We start from the raw sequence: 22,251 nt of genomic DNA on the forward strand, positions 1-22,251 counted from the left end.
GACCCCGACGACGAGCCAGACCCGGCGCGCGAGGGATGGTGCGGGGGCGGCCGTGACGGCCTCACTGTCCATGGCGCTCAATCTATGTCGTGTGCCCACTGGCCGCGTGCCGACTGCGGAGGCCTGTGGACAGCGCGGTGGCTGGAGTGCAAGAACGTCGGTTCGGGGGCGGTGTGCCGGGCCATTTCGGCACTGGTGGCAGGTGAAGGATTCGAAAATTCCCCCAGCACAGGGGACAAGGCCATCGGTGAGATCTCCTTCGGTGAGTGCTTGGCCGTACACACCAAGAATCTCGCCGATGGCCCTACTCACGTCAGAGCCACACCGCTACCCCGAAACCCCACCACTCCACGGGACTCCTACCCCAGTTGTTCGACTTGGCGGATGAGACATGGCCAACGATCTGGCACGTATCTGGCACGCGAGGTAAGTGAAAGGCCCCCTGGCACTACGTTTCCGCAGGTCAAGGGGCCTTTCGCACTGGTGGCAGGTGAAGGATTCGAACCTTCGAAGCTTTCGCGACGGATTTACAGTCCGCTCCCATTGGCCGCTCGGGCAACCTGCCGTGGTGCGCATGGAAGGATAGCAAGCCGCAACCCGGCACACCGAATCGACTCCAGGAGGACCCGTGGCGGACAGCTCGTTCGACATCGTCAGCAAGTTCGACAAGCAGGAGGTCGCCAACGCCGTGAACACCGCGGCCAAGGAGATCTCGAACCGCTACGACTTCAAGGGCGTGGGGGCCACCGTCGAGCTGGCCGGCGAGGTCATCAAGATCGAGGCGAACAGCGAGGAGCGCTGCAAGGCCGTCCTCGACGTCGTCGAGACCTGGCTCATCAAGCGTGGCGTCTCGCTCAAGCACCTCGACATCCCCGAGGCCGGCCCGCGCCTGTCGGGCAAGGAGTACAAGCTCGACGTGCCCCTGAAGGAGGGCATCACCTCCGAGAACGCGAAGAAGATCACGAAGATCATCCGCGACGAGGGGCCCAAGAGCGTGAAGACCCAGATCCAGGGTGACGAGGTCCGCGTCACGAGCAAGTCGCGCGATGACCTCCAGGAGGTGCAGCGCCTGCTCAAGGCCGCCGACCTCGACATCGCGCTGAACTTCACCAACCGCCGCTGAGCCGGCGCCCCCATCGGGGGCCGACGCGAGACCGGATGCCGTCCGCCCACCTCGGGCGGACGGCATCCGGTCTCGTTGGGCCGGGTCCGAGCAGAGCTCCTGACGACCTGAAGTTCCCCGTCATCACTGGGACGACGGGGAACTCCAGGCTTGGCGGGCATATATCCGCGCCATGAGGGAACTTCTCCGCCATCACCGGGATGACGGAGAAGTGCCGCGCGCCCCCCAGCCGCCGGAGGCAGCCAGACCAGCCGGGCGCCACCCGGGCAGCCAGCCGGGGCTCAGTCGAAGCGTCGGCGACTGGCCAGTGCCTCGCGCAGCTCGTGGTTCGCGTCGACCAGCGCGCGCCGCACACCAGGCGTCAGGTCAGCCCGGGCCAGCATGGCCGCCGACGCCTCGAGCGTGCCGTCCTCGACCAGCGAGGTCGGGTGCATGGCGCTGACCACCCGGGACACGGCGTCATCGCCCATCCGCCCCGACAACCCGACGAGCAGGTCACCGACCTGCGCGACGTACGGACGCACCAGCGCGGCATCCGGCGCCGTCCAGAACCCTCCGGCGATGGCGAGCGCCGCGTAGTTCGACAGGTCGGCATCATCCCGAAGGCGCCCCCACGCCCACTCCTTGGCCTGCGCGGTCGGCCGCACGGCGCGCACGCCGAGGGCTGCCAACGATCCGGCCAGCGACCGGTCGGCTGCCTCGGCGGCCGCGATCTCGTCGTCGCCGAGCACACCGAAGGTCGCGAGCCGGCGCAGCACCGACCAGCGGAAGTCGTCGTCGCCGACAAGCACCTCGGGGATGCCGTCGCCCGCCGCCCAGCGTCGCAGCCGGTCCTCGTCGACGCCGGTTCGCGCCCAGACTCGTGCAGCCAGCACGGCCAGCGCATCCCCCGACGCCCCCGCAACGGACGCCGACCGCTCGAGGAGGGCATCGGCGGCATCCGCGACCCGGGCACGTGCTCCTTCCTGCTCTCCCGGGGGCAGGAAGAGCGGCACGACCTGGTTCGTCATGAGCAGCGAGACCCGCGAGAGCACGGCCGCCGAGTCCTCCCGCGGCCAGGCCGCGACGAACACCGAGAGCACGGTGCGTGGGTCGACCTCGCCGCGGGCCACCGACCCGAGCAGCGAGACCCACAGCACCGAGCGGGCGGAGGCGTCCGGCACGTCGGCGAGGTTGCCGGGCAGCCCGTCGATCGTGGCGGCGTCGAGCGCGACCTCGGCCCACGTGAGGTCCGAGGCGTTGGGCACGATGAGCGCCCCGGCCGGCACGTCGGCCAGGCCCGGCACAGGGGTTCGCTCACCGTCGACGACGAGCTCGACCCGCGCGACCTCGCGGCCACCCACGAACGCGGCGACGTCGAGCGTGTGCGCCCGGTCGGCGGGGTGCGCCTCGGGCGCGACCCGGGTGAGCACGTCACCCTCGAGGCCGATGCGGTCGGCACCCGCGGTCTGCAGCCAGGCAGCGCTCCACGCGGTGAGCGATCGCCCGGCCGCGCCCTCGATGGCGACGATGAACTCCGCGAGCTCGCCGTTGCCGAACGCGTGCGAGCGCAGGTACTCCCCCACTCCCGCGACGAACGCGTCGTCACCGATGTGCGCGATCAGCTGGCGCAGCACCGAGGCCCCCTTGGCGTAGGAGATGCCGTCGAAGTTGCCCAGGGCCGACAGTGCGTCCGGAGCGGGCGACCCCGCCACGGGGTGGGTGCTGGGAGCCCGCTCGGCGGCATACCCCCACAGCTTGCGCATGACGCCGAACTCCACCCAGGGCTCGTCGAACCCGCCGACGGCGGAGGTCACCCGGTAGGCCATGTACTCGGCGAACGACTCGTTGAGCCACAGGTCGTCCCACCAGCGCATCGTCACGAGGTCGCCGAACCACATGTGGGCCATCTCGTGGGCGATGGTGTTGCTGCGCTGGAACACCTGGTCGGGGGTGGCGGCGCCACGGAAGATCATCTGGTCGCGGAAGGTCACGCACCCCGGGTTCTCCATCGCGCCCGCGTTGAACTCCGGCACGAACACCTGGTGGTACTCCCCGAACGGGTACCGGATGCCGAAGAGCCGGTGGTACTCGTCGAAGCAGGCTGCCGTGACGTCGATCATCTGCTGGGCCTGGTCGCGCAGGTGCGGTTCGAGCGAGCGTCGGGCGTGGATGCCGAGGGGGATGCCGTCGTGCTCGGCCCGCACGGACGCCCACGGCCCGGCGCAGACCGTGACGAAGTACGACGCGAGCGGTTGGGTGGTCGCCAAGGCGGTGCGACCGGGGGCGAGCAGGGTGGCGGCACCGTTGCCGAGGACGGTCCACGCGGTCGGTGCGGTGACCGTGAGCGTGTACGGCGCCTTGAGGTCCGGCTGGTCGAAGCAGGCGAACACCGTCGGCGCCGCGTCGAGGAAGAGGTGGCCGTAGACGTAGTCCTCGCCGTCGGCGGGGTCGGTGCTGCGGTGCAGCCCCTGGCCGTCATGGCTGTAGGCCATCGTCGCGTCGACCTCGAGGACGTTGGTCTGCGCCAGGCCGGTGAGCGCGAGCCGGCCGTCGGTGACGGATGCCGGGTCGACGTCGGTTCCGTTGAGGGAGAGCGCGTGCACCTCGTGGGCGCGCAGGTCGACGAAGGTCTCGGCGCCGGGTTCGCGGCAGGTGAACCGGATGGTCGTGCGGGAACCGAAGTGCTGCGGCCCCCGGTCGAGGTCGAGATCGACCTCCATGGAGTCGACGGCGATGCGGGCGGCGCGGGTGAGCGCCTCTGACCTGGTGAGCGACGGCATCCCCCCACCCAACCAGACGACGACGGCATCCACCCGCCTCCACCCCGGCGGTGAGTGCGGAAGTGGTGGCCCTGGCGACCACTTCCGCACTCACCGCCGAACGGGGGTTGCGGATAGTTAGTTAGTACAGTTTACTAACCCTTATGACCCCGACACCCCGCCGCGTCAGCACCTCGTCCGCGGTGCTCCCCGCCGACGGTCGCCGACAGAACCTCTCGCTCGTGCTCCAGACCCTGCGGCGCCTCGGCCCGACGAGTCGCGCACAGCTGGCACGCGAGGTGGGCGTCACCAAGGTGACGATGTCGGCGCTGGTCGCCGACCTCGTCGACGAAGGGCGCGTCCTGGACGTCGGAACGGCCGAGCAGGCCGGCCCGGGCAAGCGCGCGACGCTGGTCGACCTCGACCGCGCCCGGCTGCTCACCCTCGCCGTCGACCTCTCCGTCCCGGCTCGCCTGCAGGCAGCCGTCCTCGACATCACGGGCACGGTGGTGGTGCGCGAGGAGCGCGCCGCCGCCGTCGACCCCGCCCAGGGTCGCGGTGTCGACCCCGAGGTCGTCCTCGACCTGGTCCGCGACACGATGGCTCGCTCACCCCACCCGGTGCTCGGCATCGGCATCGGCACCCCCGGCCTCGTCGACCGCGAGGGCACCGTGCGCACCGCCCCCAACCTCGGCTGGACCAACGTCCCCCTGCGCGACCTCGTCGCCGACGCCACCGGGCTGCCCGTGCTCGTCACCAACGACTCGGATGCCGCGACGCAGGCCGAGCTGAGCGCCTCACCTGCCAGCCGGGACATGGTGCTCGTCCACGTCGGTCGCGGTGTCGGCTGCGGCATCGTCACCGGCGGCCGCCGGGTCACCGGCGCCCACCACGCCGCCGGGGAGATCGGCCACGTCACGGTCGGCACCGACGGCGGCGAGGACTGCCCCTGCGGCAAGCGCGGCTGCCTCGAGACCTGGCTGTCCATCCCCCGCCTGCGTGCCGCCGTCGACGCCCCGGGCGGCCCGGACGGTGCAGTCATCGACGCCGGCGGCGAACGCCTCGGGGTCGCCCTGGCCCCCCTGGTCGCCGCCCTCGACCTGTCCGAGGTCGTGCTCGCCGGCCCACAGGACCTGCTCGACCCGGTGCTGCCGGTGCTGCGCCGAACCCTCGCGGAGCGCCTGCTCGCCGACCCCGAGGCCCCCTTGACCGTCCGACTCGCCGGCTCCCCGCAGGACATCGTGCTGCGCGGTGCTGCCGCCCTCGTCCTCTGGGACCAGCTCGGCGTCGTCTGACACCCCTGACCCACCGAAACCCCAAACCCCAACCCACCCAAACCCCAACCCCCCAGCGACAACCCACCCCCACCCGCACCCCGGTGCACCGCGGGGCCACCGGCCCCACACCCCGAAAGGACACCCGACATGAATCGGCGTCTTCCCCTGGTCGTGCTCACCAGCGCGGCCCTCGTGCTCACCGCCTGCTCCAGCGGTGAGAGCGCGACCCCTGCTGCCACGAGCACGGCCGACAACGCCGACAAGACGGTGACCCTGTGGCTCGCCGGTGGCGACACCCCGGACGAGCTGCGGACCTACCTCACGGACACGTTCAAGGCCAACACCGGCGCGACCCTGAAGATCGAGGAGCAGTCGTGGGGTGACCTCGTCACCAAGCTGACGACCGCCCTGCCGGATGCCGCGAACACCCCGGACGTCGTCGAGCTGGGCAACACCCAGAGCCCCACGTTCACCAACGTCGGCGCCTTCCTCGACATCTCCGACCAGTACGACGCCCTCGGTGGCGACAAGCTGCTCCAGTCCTTCGTCGACGCCGGGTCGGTCGACGGCAAGAAGTACGCGCTGCCCTACTACTTCGGCTCGCGGTACATGTTCATGCGCAAGGACGTGTGGAAGGAAGCCGGCGTCGCCCAGCCGACGACGCTCGACGAGTTCAACGCGGCCGTCACGAAGATCGCGCAGGACAACCCGCGCGACATCAAGGACTTCTCCGGCTTCTTCATCGGCGGCCAGGACTGGCGCAACGGCATCTCCTGGATCTTCGCCAACGGCGGAGACCTCGCGAAGAAGGAGAACGGCGAGTGGGTCTCCACCCTCTCCGACCCCAACAGCCTGAAGGGCCTGGCCCAGCTCCAGCAGATCCAGAAGACCGCGAGCAACGCCCCGGCCGATGCCAAGGACCAGTCGCCGTGGCTGTACATCAACGACACCGACACGATCACCGACGACACCGGTGCCGCAGCCGGCAGCACCTCGCTGGCCGCCGCGACGATCATGGCGCCGGGCTGGGCCCACTGGTCGATCGGTGACCTCGTGAAGAAGGACGGCAAGGACGTCCGTGAGTGGAACCCCGAGAAGTTCGGGACCTTCGTCCTGCCCGGAACCGACGGCCAGCCGGCACCGGTGTTCGCCGGTGGCTCGAACATCGCCATCTCCGCGAAGTCGCAGAACCCCGAGCTGTCCAAGGAGCTGCTGAAGATCATCTTCTCGGCGGACTACCAGAACAAGCTCGGCGGCGCGGGCCTGGGCCCGGCCAACTCCGACTACGTCTCCTCCCTCGGCGACGACGAGTTCGCGAAGGCCCTCATCGCCTCCGCGTCCAACTCCAAGCTCACGCCGGCCGCCCCGGGCTGGGCCGCGGTCGAGGCCTCGATGGTCCTCGAGGAGTTCTTCGGCAAGATCGAGGGCGCCAGCGACCTGGCCGCCCTCGCCACGGAGTACGACGCCAAGATCACCCCGATGCTCAACGGCAAGTGATCGACCTCCCCGGCGGCCGGCTGCGCACCCCGCGCCCGGCCGCCGGGGACCCCACCCCCCTGACCCCGCCGGGGGTCTGCCCACACCCCACGCTCCGTGGGTAGCCCCAGCCCTGAGGACCACACCATGACCACCGGGACGACGACGGCCCCGACGACGCAGCGGACGGCGCCGGAACGGCATCCGAACCGCAAGCGCAGCTCTCGACTGCCCCTCCTGCTCATCATCCCCACGCTCGTGCTGCTCACCGCCGCTCTGGGCTACCCCATCGGGTGGCAGGTGCTCACGAGCTTCCGCGAGTACGGGCTCATGCAGCAGTTCGGCGCCCCGGCCCCGTTCGTCGGCCTGGACAACTACGTCGCGCTCGTCACCGACCCCTACCTGTGGACCGTCGTCGGACGCTCCGTGCTCTTCTGCGTCGTCACCGCGGCCGTGACCGTCGCCATCGGCGGCGCGATGGCAGTGCTGATGAACGCCCTCCAGCCCTGGGCCCGGATCACCCTCCAGGTCGCCCTGCTCGTCGCGTGGGCCATGCCCGTCGTCGCGGCGATGACCGTGTGGATCTGGATCGTCGACTGGCGCCGCGGCCTGCTCAACTGGGCGCTGGTCCGCCTCGGCATGGACGGCGCGCAGGGCCACAACTGGCTCGCCGAACCGTGGTCGTTCTTCGTCGTCGCCTGCGTCATCGTCGTGTGGATGAGCGTGCCGTTCGTGGCCCTGAGCATCTACGCCGGGCTGACCCAGGTGAGCACCGAGGTGCTCGAGGCGGCCGCGCTCGACGGCGCCAACGGCATCCAGCGGTTGCGGTTCATCATCGTCCCGCTCATCGCCCCCGTGCTCTCCATCGTCATGCTGCTCCAGCTCATCTGGGACCTGCGCGTCTTCACCCAGATCAAGCTGCTCCAGGACGCCGGCGGTGTCGCCAACGAGACCAACCTGCTCGGCACCTACGTCTACCAGCTCGGCACCGGCAAGGGTGACTTCGGCACCGCGAGTGCCGTCAGCATCCTCATCCTCGCGCTCACGATCGCCCTGTCCTGGTACTACGTGCGCTCCCTCATGAAGGAGGAGTCGTGAACCCCCGCTCCCCACTCGCCCGCACCGGACTCAGCGTGCTGGCGCTGGCCCTCGCGGCCGTCTGGGCGTTCCCCGTGTACTGGATGCTCAACTCGGCGTTCCTGCCCAACGTCGTCCTCCAGTCGACCAACCCCACGTTCCTGCCGTTCGGGGGCTCGTTCGACAACCTGCGCGTGGTCGTCACCGACCCGGCCTTCCTCAGCGCCCTCGGCATCTCGCTCGTCGTCACCCTGACCACCGTCATAGCGGCCCTGTTCGTGGCCTTCCTCGGGGCGCTGGCGATCAGCCGCTTCCGGTTCCGGGGGCGTGCGTCGTTCGTGCTCGCGCTGCTGCTCATCCAGATGCTGCCGGCCGAGGGGCTGTTCATCGCCCAGTACAAGATGATGTCCGAGCTCGGCATGCTCAACCGGGCCATCGGCCTGGCCGTGCTCTACACGGCGGCGGTCGTGCCCTTCACGATCTGGATGCTGCGCGGTTTCGTCGCCGGGGTCCCCGCCGACCTCGAGGAGGCGGCGATGGTCGACGGGCTCTCGCGCACGCAGGCGTTCCTGCGGATCACCTTCCCGCTGCTCGCCCCCGGACTCGTCGCCTCGGGTGTCTACGCCTTCCTCCAGGCCTGGAACGAGTTCACCGTGGCGCTGGTCATCATGACCGAGGAGCAGTCCCGGACCCTGCCGCTGTGGCTGCGCGGCTTCGTGCAGGCCAGCGCGAGCCGTGAGACGGACTGGGGCCAGGTCATGGCGGCATCGACACTGGTCGCCGTGCCGGTCATCATCTTCTTCCTCATCGTGCAGGGCCGGATGAGCAGCGGGCTCGTCGGCGGGGCGGTGAAGGGGTGAGCCCTGCGAGCCCTGCGACCCTGGCCGCGGACGTCGCGGCCACCCTCCAGCCCGGCTTCGTCGGCACGAGCGTGCCCGAGTGGGTCGTGGAGGCCCACGCCGGTGGCCTGGCCTCGGTGTGCCTCTACGGCGACAACATCTCCCCCGACGGCGGGCTGGCGCCGGTGTGCACCGATGCGGCCCGCCGCCTGCCCGGCATCCTGCTCGCGACCGACGAGGAGGGCGGCGACGTCACCCGGGTGCACTACCCGGCCGGCTCGACCGCCGTCGGCAACGCGGTGCTGGGCCGCCTCGACGACCCGGCCACGACCCGGGCGGTGGCCGCGGGCATCGGTGCCGAGCTCACCGACCTCGGCATCGGGCTCGACCTCGCGCCCAGCGTCGACGTCAACTCCTCACCCGACAACCCGGTCATCGGGGTGCGCAGCTTCGGCGCTGACCCGGCGCGCGTGTCCCGGCACGGCGCCGCCTGGGTCGACGGGTTGCAGTCGCGCGGGGTCGCGGCCTGCGCCAAGCACTTCCCCGGCCACGGCGACACCGCCACCGACTCCCACCACGACCTGCCCCGCATCGACGCGCCGCTCACGGTGCTGCACGAGCGCGAGCTCGCGCCGTTCCGCGCCGCCGTCGACGCCGGGGTGGCGACGATCATGACGTCGCACATCATCGTCGACGCCCTCGACCCGAACCGCCCGGCGACGTTCTCCCCGACCGTGCTCTCGGTGCTGCGCGACGACCTCGGCTTCACCGGCGTCATCGTCAGCGATGCCCTCGACATGGCCGGGGCCAGCGCGCAGACCGGCATCCCGGAGGCCGCCGTGCGCGCCCTGCTCGCCGGGGTCGACCTGCTGTGCCTGGGGTCGGCCACGAGCGAGGAGCGCTACTCCGCCGTGCACGCCGCGATCGTCGCCGCCGTCGAGTGCGGGCGCCTGCCGCGCGAGCGGGTTGCGCAGGCGGCCGGTCGGGTCCGCGACCTCGCCGCCACCACGGCGGCCCACCTCACGGCATCCGACGCTGGTGCTCTTCCCCCCGCGACCACGGCGGCGGATGCCGGTGACGCGGCTGTCCGTGGCGCGTCACCGGTGCTCGCGGACGACGTCGTCGCCCGTGCCTTCCACCTCTCGGATGCCGCCCGCTCCTGGATCGCGAACCCCTCACCCGCCGCCGTCGTCCAGGTGGGGTCGGTGGCGAACCTCGCCGTGGGGGATGTCTCCTGGGGGCCGGCCGGCCTCGGCGCCACGGTCGCCGAGCCGGAGGTCGCGGACGGGGCCAAGGTGGCCGTCGTCGGGCGAGCGATGGCACCGGAGCACCCCGCCCACGCGGTGGCCCAGCGGTTGCGTGCCGCCGGACACGACGTCGTGCTCGTCGAGTGCGGCTGGCCGCGCGGCGGCGCCGACGTCGAGACCTTCGGCGGGTCCCCGGCCGTGGCTCGGGCGCTGCTCGCCGTGCTGCGGGGCGAGGTGAGCGTCCCGTGAGGCTCGGCATCGACATCGGCGGCACCAAGACCGCCGCCCTCGTGCTCGACGACGCCGGCGACGTGCTGGCCCACGTCGCGGCCCCCTCCGGCCGCGGCGACTCGACGCTCTCCACGGCGGTCGACGTCGCCAACCACGTGGTCACCCTCGTCGGAGGATGGGACGCCATCGACCACGTCGGGGCCTGCATGCCCGGGCTCGTCGACCCGGAATCAGGCTGGGCCCGGCACGCGGTGAACCTCGACGTGGTCGCCCTCGACCTCGCGGGCGGCATCGAGGCGGCGACCGGGCGTCGACCGAGCGTCGACAACGACGTCAAGGCTGCTGCCCTCGGGGCGCACCACACCGTGCGCCCGGACGTCGTCGAGGGGGCCACCGCCTACCTCAACGCCGGCACCGGGCTGGCCGCCGCGATCGTCCGCGGTGGCCGCGTCGTGCGGGGGGTCGGGGGCGCGGCCGGTGAGATCGGGCACCTGCCCGTCGGCACCGGCATCCCGTGTTCCTGCGGTCAGCAGGGCTGCCTCGAGACGATCGCCTCAGGCAGTGCCCTGCAGCGGATGTGGTCGCGACCGCCCGGGGAGCTGTTCCCTGCCGCGGCGGCGGGCGACGAACGGGCTCAGGAGGTCGTCGCCACGCTGGCGCACGGCATCGCCCTGGCCGTCCAGGTGCTCGTCGTCACCGGTGCCGAGCTCGTCGTCATCGGCGGTGGACTGACCCGCGACCGGGCCCGGCTGGAGGCTGCCATCGCGGCCGACGTCACCGCGCGGTCGCAGACCTCACCGTTCCTCCAGCGCCTGGACCTGCTGCCCCGGATCCAGGTGCTCGACGACGTGCCGGTCGCGGCGATCGGGGCGGCCCTGCTCCCCGGCGGCTGACACCCGGCGCTGAACCTCCGCCGCGCAGAACCCTCGCCGCTGAACCCCATCGCCAGGAACGCAGCACTTCGGATCGAACGCAGCAATTACCGGACGCGATCCGAAGTTCTGCGTCACCCCCGAAGTTCTGCGTCACCCCGAGAGAGATTCACCCTCACATGAGGTCAGGGGGTGGTGGCAGGCCCAGCCGTGAGACGAGCCTCGCGACCAGCGCCTCCACGTCCCTGCGAGCAAGCAGCGTGACGTTGGTGCCCTTCATCGACGACACCGGGCGATCGATGTCAGCCCGCACCTTGACCCCCTGTCGAACCCGCACCCCCGGGCAGGCCGCGTCGAACCAGTAGTAGACCTCGGCCACCTTGACCGGCGAATGGGGCCACCACGCTCGCCAGGTGTCGCCGGCGACGATGTGCAAGAGGCGGCTCAGCTCATCCAGATAGGCCTTGGGGACACCGTTCCCCGGACCGCCGCCGACGATGAGGATCTCGTGCGGCTGTTCCGGCGCGCTGGCGCCTCGCCCCTCTGCCACCACCTGCCAGGGCTCGGTGCCGGTGCCGAACTCCTGCTCCACGGCGGCACGGCCGATGTCCAGCGCCTCCCCCAGATCCCAACCCCTCGCGCTCGCCAGCCGGGTCAGCCCAGTCGCGATCACAGCCGCCACGAGGTGCGCCACCTCCGTCGCCGACCGGGCGGCCCACCCGTGCGGCAGATCGGCCGTGATGATCTCCGCACCGTCTGGCGGATCGCACCAGACGAGCACGCGCACCGTGTCGTCACCGTGACGAGCCGCAGGGTGGAGGGCTACACCCACCGTCGATGCCGGGGCCGTCAGGCCGAGGTCTCGCAACGCGACCCGGAAGTGAGCGGCAACGGCATCCACGACGACGCGAACCGGCGAGTCAAGATCAGTCGGGCCCCCACCTGACGACGTCATGTCATGAACCTCCAGGTGACGCAGTCGAGGCACGAGAAGACGGCCGATCAGGGGTTGATGCGGTGGCCGTACGCCATCTGCTCGAGCCGGGCGATGCGCTCGGCCATCGGCGGGTGGGTCGCGGTGAGGCGCGAGATGTCCTGCGCCCGGAACGGGTTCGCGATCATCATGTGGCTGGCGTTGACCAGGTCCTGGGTCGGGGCCAGCGGCGCGCGGGCCACGCCGAGCTCGAGCTTGCGCAGCGCCGACGCGAGCGCCAGCGGGTCGCCGGTGAGCTCGGCGCCGTCCTGGTCGGCGTCGTACTCACGGGTGCGCGAGATCGCCAGCTGGACGACCATGGCCGCGAACGGAGCGAGGATGGCGAGCGCGAGACCCGCGATGGGGTTGCGGTTCTCGTTGTCCGAGCCGCCACCACCGAAGATCATCCCCCACGACAGGAACTGGGCGACCGTGGAGATGACACCGGCGATCGCCGCGGCCACCGAGCTCGTGAGGATGTCGCGGTTGTACACGTGCATGAGCTCGTGCCCGAGCACCCCGCGCAGCTCACGCTCGTCGAGCAGCCCGAGGATGCCCTGGGTGCAGCACACCGCCGCGTTCTCGGGGTTGCGGCCGGTGGCGAAGGCGTTGGGCGCCTGCGTCGGCGAGATGTAGAGGCGGGGCATCGGCTTGCCGGCCTTGGTCGACAGCTCGCGCACGATCCGGTACATCTGCGGGGCCTCGGCCTCGCTGACCGGTTGGGCGTGCATCGCCTTGATGGCGAGCTTGTCGGAGTTCCAGTACCCGTAGAACGTCGTCGCCACGCCGATGAACGCGAAGACGAGGAGGAAGACGCTGCTGCCGGTCATCTGCGCGACCACCCAGCCGATGCCGAGCAGGATCGCCCACATGCCGCCGAACAGCGCGGCGGTCTTCAGTCCGTTGTGGTGCCTGTGCATGTTTCCTCCAACGCAGCGAGCAGGCCGGTTCGTTCCGTCATGACACCAGAGCGAGCAGCAGTCCCGGGAGGGCGCTGAGCAGGACGAGCAGCACTGTTCCTGCCACGAGGACCACCCTCGCCCCACCACCGGATGCCGGGGTGCTCACCTCGTGCGTCGCGGCGCCCGGCTCGCTCTCCTCACCGGCATCCCCGCGTGCGCCCGCGTCGCCGATCAGCACCGCGAACCAGCGCAGGTAGACGGCGATGCCGAGCACCACGGCGACGACCGCCACCAACGCCAGCGGCCACAGCCCCTGCTCCACGGCCGGGCGCAGCGCGACGACCTTGGCCACGAGGCCGATGACGCCCGGGGGCAGCCCGGCGAGCACGAGCAGCGCGAACGCGAGCGCACCCCCGGTGAGCCGGTCACGCCGCAGCAGCCCACGCATCCGTGACAGCGGCCCCGCCCCCACGGCCGCGACGGCGGCGAATGCCACGACGGTGGCCACGGCATACGTCAGCACGTACACGGCGGCGGCGTGCAGCCCGGCATCTGTCAGCGCCGCGACTGGCAGCACGACCCACCCCGCCTGCGCGACGGTGGACCACGCGAGCAGGCGGGTCACGTCGTCCTGGCGCAGGGCCATGACGTTGCCGAGCAGCATGGATGCCGCGGCGAGCGCGCCGATCACGATGCTCACCTGCCGCAGGTCCCCGGGCACCCCGACGAAGGCCTGCACGACGACGAGGAGGGCTGCCGCAGCGGAGACCTTCGAGGCAGCGGCGAGCGCGGTGGCGGTGCCGAGGTCGGCGGTGGAGTATGCCTGCGGGGTCCAGGCGTGGAACGGTACGAGCGAGAGCTTGAACCCGAGCCCGGCGAGCAGCACCACCGCCGCGAGCACGAGCACGGCACGTCGGTGCGGGTCCGCCCAGGCGAGCGCCACGGTGTCGGTGCCGAACGCGGCATCCCCCGTGGCGGTCATCCACAGCGCCACCCCGAGGACGAGCAGGGCGAACGACGTCACCGACGTCACGAGCAGCGTGAGCGCGCCGTGGGCGGCGGAGCGGGTGCCGCGAAGCGCCACGAGCGCGACCAGGGGGATGGTGGCGAGCTCGAGCGTGACCAGCCAGGTGCCGAGGTCGCGCGACGCCGCGACGCCGGCGCCGCCCGTCGCGGCGGCGAGCAGCAGGGCCGTCGTCACCGTCGTGTCGCGCGGGCCGCCGTCCCGGTCGTGCAGCAGGGCGAGCGCCGCGGCCGTCGCTGCCAGGATGCCGGCCTGCAGCATGCCGGTCATCGGGTTCGCGGTCCACAGGCAGGCTCCCTCGGGCGCCGGCAGGCACAGCGTGCGGACCGCACCGTCCGCGGCCTGCACCGCCGAGATCAGGGCACCGACGGCACCGACGACGAGCACGGTCAGGCCCAGGCCCACCTGCCAGTCGCGGCGCCCCGGGAGCAGCGCGTCGCCGAGCAGCACGAGCACGACCCCGATGGCGGGCAGCAGCGCCGGGGCGAGCGCAACGGCATCGATGCTGACGAGTGAGGCGGTGCTGATGGCGGCGGTCATGGCCACGTCCCGATCAGCTGGCTGACGGCATCGGCCGTGCGGTCGAGCACGATCCCCGGGAAGACGCCGAGGAGGATGACGGATGCCGCGAGCACCCCGAGGATGCCGAGTTCGGTTCCGTCGGCGTCGGGGGTCACCCGCTCCCCCTCCTGGAGGGCGTCACCGACCCAGACGTTGCGGGCCACCCGAAGCGCATAGGCGGCAGCGAGCGCGGCACCCACGGCCGCGACGGCCGCGCAGGCGATGAACAGGGCGCGGGGGCGACCGTCCGCCGGCGACCACGCGGCATACACGGCGAAGAACTCACCCCAGAACCCGGCGAGACCGGGCAGGCCCAGGCTCGCGGCGAGGCCGAGCACGAGCAGGAACCCCAGCCGCGGCGAGGACTCCCGAAGGGCCGGTCGCGGCAGCGTGAGGTCGACGCTGCCCCACCGCGCCTTCAGACCGCCGACGAGGAAGAACAGCAGGGCCGAGATGACGCCGTGGGCGATGTTCGCGAACAGGGCCGCCTGCAGGCCGGTCTCGGACCCGGCCGCGAGGGCCAGCACGACGAAGCCCATGTGCGCGACCGAGGAGTAGGCGATGAGGCGTTTGAGGTCGCGCTCGACGAGGCAGATCAGGCCACCCCAGATGATCCCGACGACACCGAGGACCGCGAGCACCGGCGCGAGCCGGGCGAACCCGTCGGGCACGGTGGCCACCGGGAGGCGGACCAGGCCGTAGGTGCCCATCTTCAGCAGCACGGCGGCCAGCAGCACCGACCCGGCGGTGGGGGCGGTGGTGTGCGCCGACGGCAGCCAGGTGTGCAGGGGGAAGACGGGCACCTTGACGGCGAGACCGGCGACGAGGAGGGCGGCGACGAGGAGCTGGCGATCCGGCGTGAGTGCCCGGCCCGCACCGTCGGCGAGGGCCCACAGGTCGGAGGTGCCGGCCGAGGTCACGAGCGTGAGGATGCCGACGAGCATCAGGGTGGAGCCGACGGCCGTGTAGAGCACGAACCGGTAGCCCGCCTCGGTGCGGGCACCGGCGTCGTGCGGGTCGCCGTACCGGCTGATGAGCACCCACATCGGCACGAGGACGAGTTCGAAGGCGACGAAGAACAGCACGGCATCACGGGCGGTGAACGTCGCGAGCGCCCCGGCCTCGACGAGCAGGAGGCACCCGAGGAACGCCGCCGGGCTGCCCCCGGCCGGCAGGTCGACCCAGGCGTGGGCCGCCACGAGCACCCCGATGGCGGCGGTGAGGAGAACGAGCGGGACGGCGATGCCGTCGACCCCGAACGACCAGCGCACCCCGAGGTCTGGCAGCCACGAGCGGTCGACGCTTGACCCGGCAGCGCTGACGACGACCGCCACCCCCAGCGTGAGCACTGCGGCCACTGCCGTGACGAGCCGGGCCACGGCCACCGACACGTCGCGGCCCGCGGTCACGAGCCACAACCCGACGGCGGCGGGCAGGGCGAGGAGCAGACTGATCATGAGGCGAGCACCCCCACCAGCGCGAGCACGACGACGGCCCCGAGGACGAGCCCGATGGCCGAACTCGGCCGCTCCCCGTGGTGAGCCCGGGCCCCGGCCCACCCCGCGGCCCGGGTGACGACGGCCGTGCCGCGCACGTAGAGGTCGACCACCTCGGTGTCGAGGAACGCGACGACGCGGGCGAGCGCGAGGACCGGCGTGACGGCGACGGCGCGGTAGAGCGCGTCGGCGCCCAGCCCGGCATCCGCGTGGGGAACCAGGCGGGCCGCGAGCACCTGCGCCGGGTCCTTGTCGAGGCCGCCACGCAGGGCCGCGGCGACACCGACGGCGATGATGAGCAGGGTGATCGCGATCCAGGCGAGCGAGGCCGACCCGACGTCGAAGGCATCGGTGAACAGGACGAGGCCGCCGATCGCGCTGAGCACGACGAGGCCACCGAGCACCACCTGGACCACGGGTGGCACCGCAGCCACTCCAGCCTGCTCCACCGCCCGGCCCCCCTCGTCGCCGCTGCGGACGTGTGCGGTGAGAAGGAGGTAGGCACGGGTGCAGTAGGCGGCGGTGACGGCCACCGTGAGCAGCAGGGCGACGAGGACGACCAGACCCGGCCCGGGTTCGACGGCACCGTGCCACGCCGCGGCGATGACGTGCTCCTTGGACAGGCCCCCGACGACGACGGGCACTCCGGCGAGCGACAACAGCCCGAAGAGGAACGAGACCCGCAGGATCGGGATCGCGGTGGCGCTGCCGCGCAGGGTGGGGGCCGCCGTGCCGCCGGCGATGACCGACGCCCACCCGATCGCGAGGAACAGCAGCGCCTTGAAGATGGCGTGCGCCCACAGGTGGAACAGCCCGGCATCCGGCCCCTCGGCCAACGGCGCGACGGCCAGGGCCGAGAGCATGACTCCCACCTGGCTGACCGTCGACCACGCGAGCAGGCGTTTGAGGTCACTCTGGGCGAAGGCGAGGACCGCAGCGAGCACCATCGTCACGGCGACCGAGATGCCGAGCACCCAGCGGGCCGGGTGGCTGAGGACGAGGACCGGGAAGAGCCCGGCGAGCACCACGGTGCCGGCGGCCACCATCGTCGCCGCGTGGATGAGTGCACTGGCCGGGGTCGGGCCCTCCATGGCATCGGCGAGCCAGTCCTGGAAGGGCACCTGCGCCGACTTGCCGAGCACGCCGATGACGATGAGCGTCATGGCGACGGCGCGCGCGGCGCCATCGGCACCCTCGCCGGACCAGGCGTCGACGACGCCGGTAAGGCTGGTCGTGCCGGCTCCGGCGGCGAGGCCGACCATGCCGAGGACGAACCCGATGTCGGCGACGCGGGTGACCAGGAACGCCTTGTGAGCAGCCCGGCGCGCGCTGTGTCGACGCGACCAGTGCCCGATGAGCAGGTAGGAGCACCAGCCCATGACCTCCCACCCGAGCACCGTCAGCACGAGGTCGCCGGAGAACACGACGAGGAGCATGGCCGCGGTGAACAGCGACACGGTGGCGGCGAACCGGGCGTAGCGGTCGTCGGTGCGCAGGTAGACCGCCGAGTAGGCCTGCACGCACAGTGCGACGAGCGCGACGACGGCCCCGACGGCCAGGCGGGTCGAGTCGCTCAGCAGACTCAGCGGCACGCTCAGCTCACCGGCGGCGACCCCCGGGCCGGCTGCCTCGAGGGGCTCGGCACCCGAGACCCAGGCCAGGACGACGAGCACGAGGGATGCCGCGCTCGCACCCACGGCGAGCCCCTTGGCCAGCCGCTGGTCGCGAAGGTCCTGACCGGCGAACAGCCCGATCAGCGACGCGAGGGCGGGCAGCGCCACCACCGGCCACGGGTTCACGGGGCCTCCCCGCTCGGCTCGTCGAGGTCGATGCGCTCACGCTGCCGGAACGCCGCGAGGATGACCGCGAGGGCGACGACGACCTCCGCCGCCGCGATGGTGATGACGAACAGCGGCAGGATGCTGCCCGCCGCCCACCGGTCGGCCGCGGCTGCCTGGGTCGTGACGAGCAGGACGAGCGAGCCGCTGAGCACCAGCTCGACCCCGACGAGCACGAGCACGGCGTTGCGGCGCACGGCGATGCCGAAGACGCCGAGCCCGACGAGGGCGCTGGCGAGCAGGTAGGGCCCGGCGAGGTGGATCACGACGGCCGTCCCTCACGCGGGATGCGCGAGACGGCCAGGGCCGCGACGAGCGCGATGAGCAGCAGCACGGAGAGCAGTTCGAAGGGCCAGACCCACGTGCCGAAGAGCTGCCCGGCGACCTGGGTGCTCGTGACGTCGGCCCGCTCGACCGGCTCGGTGGCCAGGGGCAGCAGCACCGAGCCGAGCAGCACCGCGACGGCGCCGCCGAGCAGCGCGGCCCCGGCGGTGCGCGCCGGGCCGACGCGGTGGGCGAGGTCGGGTCCGATCGGCGCCCGCGTGAGCATCAGCGCGAAGAGCACGAGCACGACGACGGCGCCCACGTAGACCAGCACGAGCACCAGGGCGACGAGCTCTGCCCCGAGGACGAGCAGCGACCCGGCGACGCCGAGCAGGGCCACGACCAGCCAGAGGGCCGCGTGCACGACGTGGCGGGTGGTGACGGCGAACAGGCCACCGATGACGGCGAGGAGGGCTGTCGCGGCGAACGCCGTGTCCAGGGCCGTCACGGGGAGGCCTCGCCGGCATCCGGCGGAGACGGCGCAGCGGGGCTCGACCCACCGGCATCCGGGCGCGGTGAACCCGCCGCGCGCGGACGCACGGTGCGCGGCATCCGGGGCCCGCTCCCCCCGGCGCCACCGGCGCCACCGGCCCCACCCGCGGGGCCGGCACCTCGAGCGGGCCGGTTGGCCGCCGCGATCTCCGCCGGCTCGGCCGCCTTCTCGTCCAAGGCCGGCGGGGGTGGCACGCTCGCCATCCACCCGGCCAGGCGGTCCTTCTCGTGGAGCAGGTCGAGCAGGTCGACCTCGGCGTACTCGAACTGCGGGCTCCAGTGCAGCGCGTCGAACGGGCAGACCTCGATGCAGATGCCGCAGTACATGCACAGCGAGAAGTCGATGGCGAACCGGTCGAGGACGTTGCGCTGCCGGTCGCGCCCGCCCTCGGTCGTCGCGGGGATGGTCTCCTTGTGCGAGTCGATGTAGATGCACCAGTCGGGGCACTCGCGCGCGCAGAGCATGCACGAGGTGCAGTTCTCCTCGAGCAGCGCGATGACGCCGCGACTGCGCGGGGGCAGCTCGGGGGCGACGTCGGGGTACTCGGCGGTGTGCGTCGGACGCAGCGCCGTGCGGGCCGTCGTGATCAGACCCTTGAGGATGCCGGGCAGCGGGCTCACCAGCCCATCACCACCCCGGCGCCGGTCAGCAGCAGCTGAGCGAGCGCGATCGGGACGAGCCAGAGCCACGCGAGGCGCTGGAGCTGGTCCTCGCGCAGTCGCGGCCAGGCGACCCGCACCCAGATGACGAGCACGGACACACCGAATCCCTTCAGCAGGGTCCACAGCCACCCGAGGGTGTCCTCGAACGGCCCGTGCCAGCCGCCGAGCCACAACACGGCGAACAGCAGGGACATGACGACGATGCCGGCGTACTCGGCGAGCAGGAAGAAGGCGAAGCGCAGCCCGGTGTACTCCGTCCAGGCACCCATGACGAGCTCGGCGTCGGCGACCGGCATGTCGAAGGGGGGGCGCTGCAGCTCGGCGCACGCCGCGACGAGGAAGACCAAGCCGCCCGGCAGCTGCCACAGCAGCCACCACGGCGACCAGGCCTGCGTGAGCGCCATGAGCGAGAGCGACCCGCCGGCCATGGCGATCGACGCGAGCGCGAGCACGATCGGCAGCTCGTAGGAGACGAGCTGCGCGGCGGCGCGCAGACCCCCGAGCAGGGCGTACTTGTTGGCGCTCGCCCACCCGGCCATGAGGGTGCCGAGCGCGCCGACCGACGTGGCGGCGAGCACGAGCACGAGGGAGCCTGGCACGTCGACTGCAGCAACCCCCGGATGGATCGGGATGGTTGCCATCGCGAGCAGGTACGGGATGAGCGCGACGGCCGGGGCCAGGCGGAACACCCACCGGTCGGCGGCGCGCGGGGTGATGTCCTCCTTCTGGACGAACTTCACCCCGTCGGCGACGAGCTGGGCCCACCCGTGGAAGCCGCCGGCGTACATCGGCCCGAGCCGGCCCTGCATGTGGGCCATGACCTTGTGCTCGGCCTGCCCGACGAGCAGCGGCAGCACGAGGAACGCGGCGAGCACGGATGCCGCGCGCAAGGTCGCCTCGAGCAGGCTCACCGCGGACCCCACTCGGGCGGCGGCACCCCTGGCGCCTGGACGCGGCGGCGGCTCGGCGACTTGGCGGAGTCGTGCCCCTCGCCCGGTTCCTTGCCGCCGGGCCAGGGCTTGCTGGCCCGGGCGGCGAGCTGGAAGGACTTGCGCAACGGCGTGCCCTCGAAGCCGTCGGGCAGCAGCAGCGGACGCAGGCCCTCACCACTGCCGTCGTCGAACCCGGTGAACTCGATGCCGAACATCTCGTGGGTCTCGCGCTCGTGCCAGGCAGCGCCGGCGAAGAGGTCGGTGGCCGAGTCGATGGGCTCGCCGTCGGCGACCCGGGCCACGACGAGGATGCCGGGAAGCGCGCCGGGGGTGCGCACGTCGAGCAGGTGGGCGGTGACGTCGAAGCCCGGTGCGGCCTCGTCGTACGTACGGTCGACGGCGCTCAGCCAGTCGAAGAAGGTGAAGCCCTCGTCGCGGGCTGCGGCCAGGGCGTCACGCCACTGCCCGGCCTGAACCACCCGCGTCTGATCAGCCACGTCGGCAGCCTAGCGAGGCGCGTCAGCGCCCGGCTGGTTCGGCGGTGGGCAGAACGAGCTGCGCTGCGACGACGGCGATGCCCGCGATGCCGACGAACCATCCCCAGGCCGACCACCCGGCATCCACGAGGCCGTAGGCCGTGGCCAGGCACAACAGGGCGGCCACGACGACTCGTGCGCCGGGCTGCAACCGGAACCGGCCCTTGGGGGCCATGAACAACCCCCACAGGACGAGTACCGCCGCAACTGCCACCACCGCAGCCACCCACCCGACCAGGCCACCACCGACCGCGCGGTGCGCGATCGCCCCGGCGCCGCCGAACAGGGCCAGCTCGACGACGAAGGCGACGACCGCGAGGGCGAGCAGGCTCGGGGTCGAGAACAGTTCGGGCCCGTGGCCGGGGGTCGGTCGGGGCCGGCCGTCGGCGCTCATGGCTTGGTCACGAGGCCGCGGGTGACCTCGCCTGCCTCGGCGGTGCGGTGCCCGGCGAACCGTGGGGCCTCTGACGACCTGCCGGGCTGGCGGGCTGCGATCGCGGCACCGCTCACCCGTTCGTCGGCGATCTTCTCCTGGAGGCGGATGATGCCCTGGAGCAAGGCCTCCGGTCGGGGTGGGCATCCCGGCACGTAGACGTCGACCGGGATGAGCTGGTCGACGCCCTTGGTCACGGAGTACGAGTCCCAGTACGGCCCACCGGAGTTGGAGCACGCCCCGAACGAGATGACGTACTTCGGCTCGGGCATCTGGTCGTAGAGCCGGCGGATGGCCGGTGCCATCTTGTCGGTGACCGTGCCCGAGACGACCATGAGGTCGGCCTGGCGCGGGCCCGGCGCGAAGGGGATGACGCCGAGGCGGATGAAGTCGTGGCGGCCCATCGAGGTCGCGATGAACTCGATCGCGCAGCACGCCAACCCGAAGTTGAACACCCACAGCGAGTAGCGGCGCCCCCAGTTCAGCACCACGCGGATCGGCTTCGGCGCGTGCTCGGCGAGCGGACCGACGCGCGGCATGGGCAGATCGACGCTCATGGGGAGAGCGTATGCCGCTTCAGACCCACCGCAGCAGTCCTCGCCGACCAGCGTGGAGCAGCCCGACGAGGATGACACCGACGAAGATCAGCACCTCGGCCAGCGAGGCGACACCGAGCTCGGGGTCGCGCAGCACCAGGGCCCACGGGAAGAGGTACACGGCATCCACGGCGAAGATGACGTAGAGGAACGCGAAGGCGATGTAGCGGATCTGGCTCTGCGCCCAGCCCGTGCCGACGGGGTCGACCCCGCTCTCGTAGGTGCGCAGCCCCGCCTCGGTGACGGCACGAGGCGCGAGCAGGCGGCGGGCCACCATGGCGGCGGTGACGAGCAGCACGCCGGCGAGCACCACTGCCGCTGCTGCCGCGTAGCCCTCCATGGTGAGCGAGCCTAGTGCGCCCCCTCCATGGTGAGCGAGCCTCGTGCGCCCGTACCTGCACCGACCAATAGGTCACTCGGGGGACGCCAGCCGCCGCCCCCCACCCGGCATCCGTACCTCCACCGACCAATAGGTCACTCGGGGTACGCGGGCCGACACCTCGTGGACAGCGGTGAGGCTACCCTCATCGCGACGTACCATGGAGAACGCTGCGCCCGCGGCAGAACCGGCGGCACAGCACGTGAGTTTCCGTCGCCG

Annotated in this window: 21 protein-coding genes and 1 tRNA gene; 7 read left to right on the forward strand and 15 right to left on the reverse strand. The window is 72.0% G+C overall.

What is annotated here, in order from left to right:
• Nucleotides 1–481: 481 nt before the first annotated feature.
• Nucleotides 482–565: transfer RNA gene (locus PLL68_RS01945), tRNA-Tyr, on the reverse strand.
• Nucleotides 566–628: 63 nt separating this feature from the next.
• On the opposite strand from PLL68_RS01945, the gene PLL68_RS01950 reads away from it, so the two are divergent.
• Nucleotides 629–1,123 carry a YajQ family cyclic di-GMP-binding protein gene (locus PLL68_RS01950; protein WP_324531134.1) on the forward strand — a complete coding sequence of 165 codons (495 nt, stop codon included), beginning with the start codon at nucleotides 629–631 and terminating at the stop codon, nucleotides 1,121–1,123.
• Nucleotides 1,124–1,404: 281 nt separating this feature from the next.
• On the opposite strand, the gene pepN is transcribed toward PLL68_RS01950, so the two are convergent.
• Nucleotides 1,405–3,885, reverse strand: a complete 2,481-nt coding sequence (gene pepN / locus PLL68_RS01955; RefSeq protein WP_324531136.1) for an aminopeptidase N — start codon at nucleotides 3,883–3,885, stop codon at nucleotides 1,405–1,407.
• A 143-nt stretch (nucleotides 3,886–4,028) separates the two neighbouring features.
• Here pepN and PLL68_RS01960 point away from each other — a divergent pair, with 143 nt between their 5' ends.
• The 6 genes from PLL68_RS01960 (at nucleotide 4,029) to PLL68_RS01985 (ending at nucleotide 10,904) form a co-directional block, all read left to right on the forward strand.
• The gene (locus PLL68_RS01960; RefSeq protein WP_324531138.1) at nucleotides 4,029–5,159 is read left to right on the forward strand and encodes an ROK family transcriptional regulator; all 1,131 of its coding nucleotides are present in this window, start codon (nucleotides 4,029–4,031) and stop codon (nucleotides 5,157–5,159) included.
• Between the two features lie 129 nt (nucleotides 5,160–5,288).
• On the forward strand, nucleotides 5,289–6,638 hold the full coding sequence (locus PLL68_RS01965) for an extracellular solute-binding protein (protein WP_324531140.1): 1,350 nt from the start codon (nucleotides 5,289–5,291) through the stop codon (nucleotides 6,636–6,638).
• Between the two features lie 126 nt (nucleotides 6,639–6,764).
• Nucleotides 6,765–7,715, forward strand: a complete 951-nt coding sequence (locus PLL68_RS01970) for a carbohydrate ABC transporter permease (RefSeq protein ID WP_324531142.1) — start codon at nucleotides 6,765–6,767, stop codon at nucleotides 7,713–7,715.
• Entirely contained in the window at nucleotides 7,712–8,554 is an 843-nt protein-coding gene (locus PLL68_RS01975) for a carbohydrate ABC transporter permease (protein ID WP_324531144.1), read from the forward strand. Before PLL68_RS01970 ends, PLL68_RS01975 begins: the two co-directional genes overlap by 4 nt.
• Nucleotides 8,551–10,029, forward strand: a complete 1,479-nt coding sequence (locus PLL68_RS01980) for a glycoside hydrolase family 3 protein (protein ID WP_324531146.1) — start codon at nucleotides 8,551–8,553, stop codon at nucleotides 10,027–10,029. Before PLL68_RS01975 ends, PLL68_RS01980 begins: the two co-directional genes overlap by 4 nt.
• Complete coding sequence (locus PLL68_RS01985) at nucleotides 10,026–10,904, forward strand: ROK family protein (RefSeq protein WP_324531148.1); 879 nt, start codon at nucleotides 10,026–10,028, stop codon at nucleotides 10,902–10,904. The genes PLL68_RS01980 and PLL68_RS01985 overlap by 4 nt, the downstream gene beginning before the upstream one ends.
• A gap of 154 nt (nucleotides 10,905–11,058) precedes the next feature.
• On the opposite strand, the gene PLL68_RS01990 is transcribed toward PLL68_RS01985, so the two are convergent.
• The 13 genes from PLL68_RS01990 to PLL68_RS02050 are packed head-to-tail and all read right to left on the reverse strand — an operon-like array spanning nucleotide 11,059 to nucleotide 21,993.
• Nucleotides 11,059–11,838, reverse strand: coding sequence for a hypothetical protein (locus PLL68_RS01990; RefSeq protein ID WP_324531150.1), 780 nt, complete (start codon nucleotides 11,836–11,838; stop codon nucleotides 11,059–11,061).
• Nucleotides 11,839–11,885: 47 nt separating this feature from the next.
• Complete coding sequence (gene htpX / locus PLL68_RS01995; protein WP_324531152.1) at nucleotides 11,886–12,776, reverse strand: zinc metalloprotease HtpX; 891 nt, start codon at nucleotides 12,774–12,776, stop codon at nucleotides 11,886–11,888.
• Nucleotides 12,777–12,813: 37 nt separating this feature from the next.
• Nucleotides 12,814–14,322 carry a proton-conducting transporter transmembrane domain-containing protein gene (locus PLL68_RS02000; protein WP_324531154.1) on the reverse strand — a complete coding sequence of 503 codons (1,509 nt, stop codon included), beginning with the start codon at nucleotides 14,320–14,322 and terminating at the stop codon, nucleotides 12,814–12,816.
• Nucleotides 14,319–15,800: a complex I subunit 4 family protein gene (locus tag PLL68_RS02005; protein WP_324531155.1), complete on the reverse strand. Its 1,482-nt coding sequence runs from the start codon at nucleotides 15,798–15,800 to the stop codon at nucleotides 14,319–14,321. The genes PLL68_RS02000 and PLL68_RS02005 overlap by 4 nt, the downstream gene beginning before the upstream one ends.
• Nucleotides 15,797–17,638, reverse strand: a complete 1,842-nt coding sequence (locus PLL68_RS02010) for an NADH-quinone oxidoreductase subunit 5 family protein (RefSeq protein ID WP_324531157.1) — start codon at nucleotides 17,636–17,638, stop codon at nucleotides 15,797–15,799. Before PLL68_RS02010 ends, PLL68_RS02005 begins: the two co-directional genes overlap by 4 nt.
• Nucleotides 17,635–17,943, reverse strand: coding sequence for an NADH-quinone oxidoreductase subunit NuoK (gene nuoK, locus PLL68_RS02015; protein WP_324531159.1), 309 nt, complete (start codon nucleotides 17,941–17,943; stop codon nucleotides 17,635–17,637). Before nuoK ends, PLL68_RS02010 begins: the two co-directional genes overlap by 4 nt.
• Nucleotides 17,940–18,449: an NADH-quinone oxidoreductase subunit J family protein gene (locus PLL68_RS02020; protein WP_324531162.1), complete on the reverse strand. Its 510-nt coding sequence runs from the start codon at nucleotides 18,447–18,449 to the stop codon at nucleotides 17,940–17,942. Before PLL68_RS02020 ends, nuoK begins: the two co-directional genes overlap by 4 nt.
• Nucleotides 18,446–19,114 carry a NuoI/complex I 23 kDa subunit family protein gene (locus tag PLL68_RS02025; RefSeq protein WP_324531164.1) on the reverse strand — a complete coding sequence of 223 codons (669 nt, stop codon included), beginning with the start codon at nucleotides 19,112–19,114 and terminating at the stop codon, nucleotides 18,446–18,448. Before PLL68_RS02025 ends, PLL68_RS02020 begins: the two co-directional genes overlap by 4 nt.
• Nucleotides 19,111–20,067 (reverse strand): complex I subunit 1/NuoH family protein, encoded by a 957-nt coding sequence (locus tag PLL68_RS02030; RefSeq protein ID WP_324531166.1) that lies wholly within the window; start codon nucleotides 20,065–20,067, stop codon nucleotides 19,111–19,113. The genes PLL68_RS02025 and PLL68_RS02030 overlap by 4 nt, the downstream gene beginning before the upstream one ends.
• Nucleotides 20,064–20,585: an NADH-quinone oxidoreductase subunit C gene (locus PLL68_RS02035; RefSeq protein WP_324531167.1), complete on the reverse strand. Its 522-nt coding sequence runs from the start codon at nucleotides 20,583–20,585 to the stop codon at nucleotides 20,064–20,066. The genes PLL68_RS02030 and PLL68_RS02035 overlap by 4 nt, the downstream gene beginning before the upstream one ends.
• Nucleotides 20,586–20,607: 22 nt before the next feature.
• The gene (locus tag PLL68_RS02040; protein ID WP_324531169.1) at nucleotides 20,608–21,018 is read right to left on the reverse strand and encodes a YrdB family protein; all 411 of its coding nucleotides are present in this window, start codon (nucleotides 21,016–21,018) and stop codon (nucleotides 20,608–20,610) included.
• Nucleotides 21,015–21,614, reverse strand: a complete 600-nt coding sequence (locus tag PLL68_RS02045; RefSeq protein ID WP_324531171.1) for an NADH-quinone oxidoreductase subunit B — start codon at nucleotides 21,612–21,614, stop codon at nucleotides 21,015–21,017. Before PLL68_RS02045 ends, PLL68_RS02040 begins: the two co-directional genes overlap by 4 nt.
• A 19-nt stretch (nucleotides 21,615–21,633) precedes the next feature.
• Nucleotides 21,634–21,993: an NADH-quinone oxidoreductase subunit A gene (locus tag PLL68_RS02050; protein ID WP_324531173.1), complete on the reverse strand. Its 360-nt coding sequence runs from the start codon at nucleotides 21,991–21,993 to the stop codon at nucleotides 21,634–21,636.
• Nucleotides 21,994–22,251 lie beyond the last annotated feature (258 nt).

Origin of the sequence: Ornithinibacter sp., assembly GCF_035443565.1 — a bacterium.
In the GTDB taxonomy this organism is placed as follows: Bacteria; Actinomycetota; Actinomycetes; order Actinomycetales; family Dermatophilaceae; genus Fodinibacter.

Bases quoted from the DNA above. Each gene is read 5' to 3' on its own strand.
- PLL68_RS01990 (WP_324531150.1), bottom strand. From the start codon at position 11,838: ATGACGTCGTCAGGTGGGGGCCCGACTGATCTTGACTCGCCGGTTCGC.
- PLL68_RS02005 (WP_324531155.1), bottom strand. From the start codon at position 15,800: ATGATCAGTCTGCTCCTCGCCCTGCCCGCCGCCGTCGGGTTGTGGCTC.
- PLL68_RS01965 (WP_324531140.1), top strand. From the start codon at position 5,289: ATGAATCGGCGTCTTCCCCTGGTCGTGCTCACCAGCGCGGCCCTCGTG.
- PLL68_RS02050 (WP_324531173.1), bottom strand. From the start codon at position 21,993: ATGGAGGGCTACGCGGCAGCAGCGGCAGTGGTGCTCGCCGGCGTGCTG.
- PLL68_RS02000 (WP_324531154.1), bottom strand. From the start codon at position 14,322: ATGACCGCCGCCATCAGCACCGCCTCACTCGTCAGCATCGATGCCGTT.
- pepN (WP_324531136.1), bottom strand. From the start codon at position 3,885: ATGCCGTCGCTCACCAGGTCAGAGGCGCTCACCCGCGCCGCCCGCATC.
- PLL68_RS01960 (WP_324531138.1), top strand. From the start codon at position 4,029: ATGACCCCGACACCCCGCCGCGTCAGCACCTCGTCCGCGGTGCTCCCC.
- htpX (WP_324531152.1), bottom strand. From the start codon at position 12,776: ATGCACAGGCACCACAACGGACTGAAGACCGCCGCGCTGTTCGGCGGC.
- PLL68_RS01970 (WP_324531142.1), top strand. From the start codon at position 6,765: ATGACCACCGGGACGACGACGGCCCCGACGACGCAGCGGACGGCGCCG.
- PLL68_RS02045 (WP_324531171.1), bottom strand. From the start codon at position 21,614: ATGAGCGTCGATCTGCCCATGCCGCGCGTCGGTCCGCTCGCCGAGCAC.
- PLL68_RS02040 (WP_324531169.1), bottom strand. From the start codon at position 21,018: ATGAGCGCCGACGGCCGGCCCCGACCGACCCCCGGCCACGGGCCCGAA.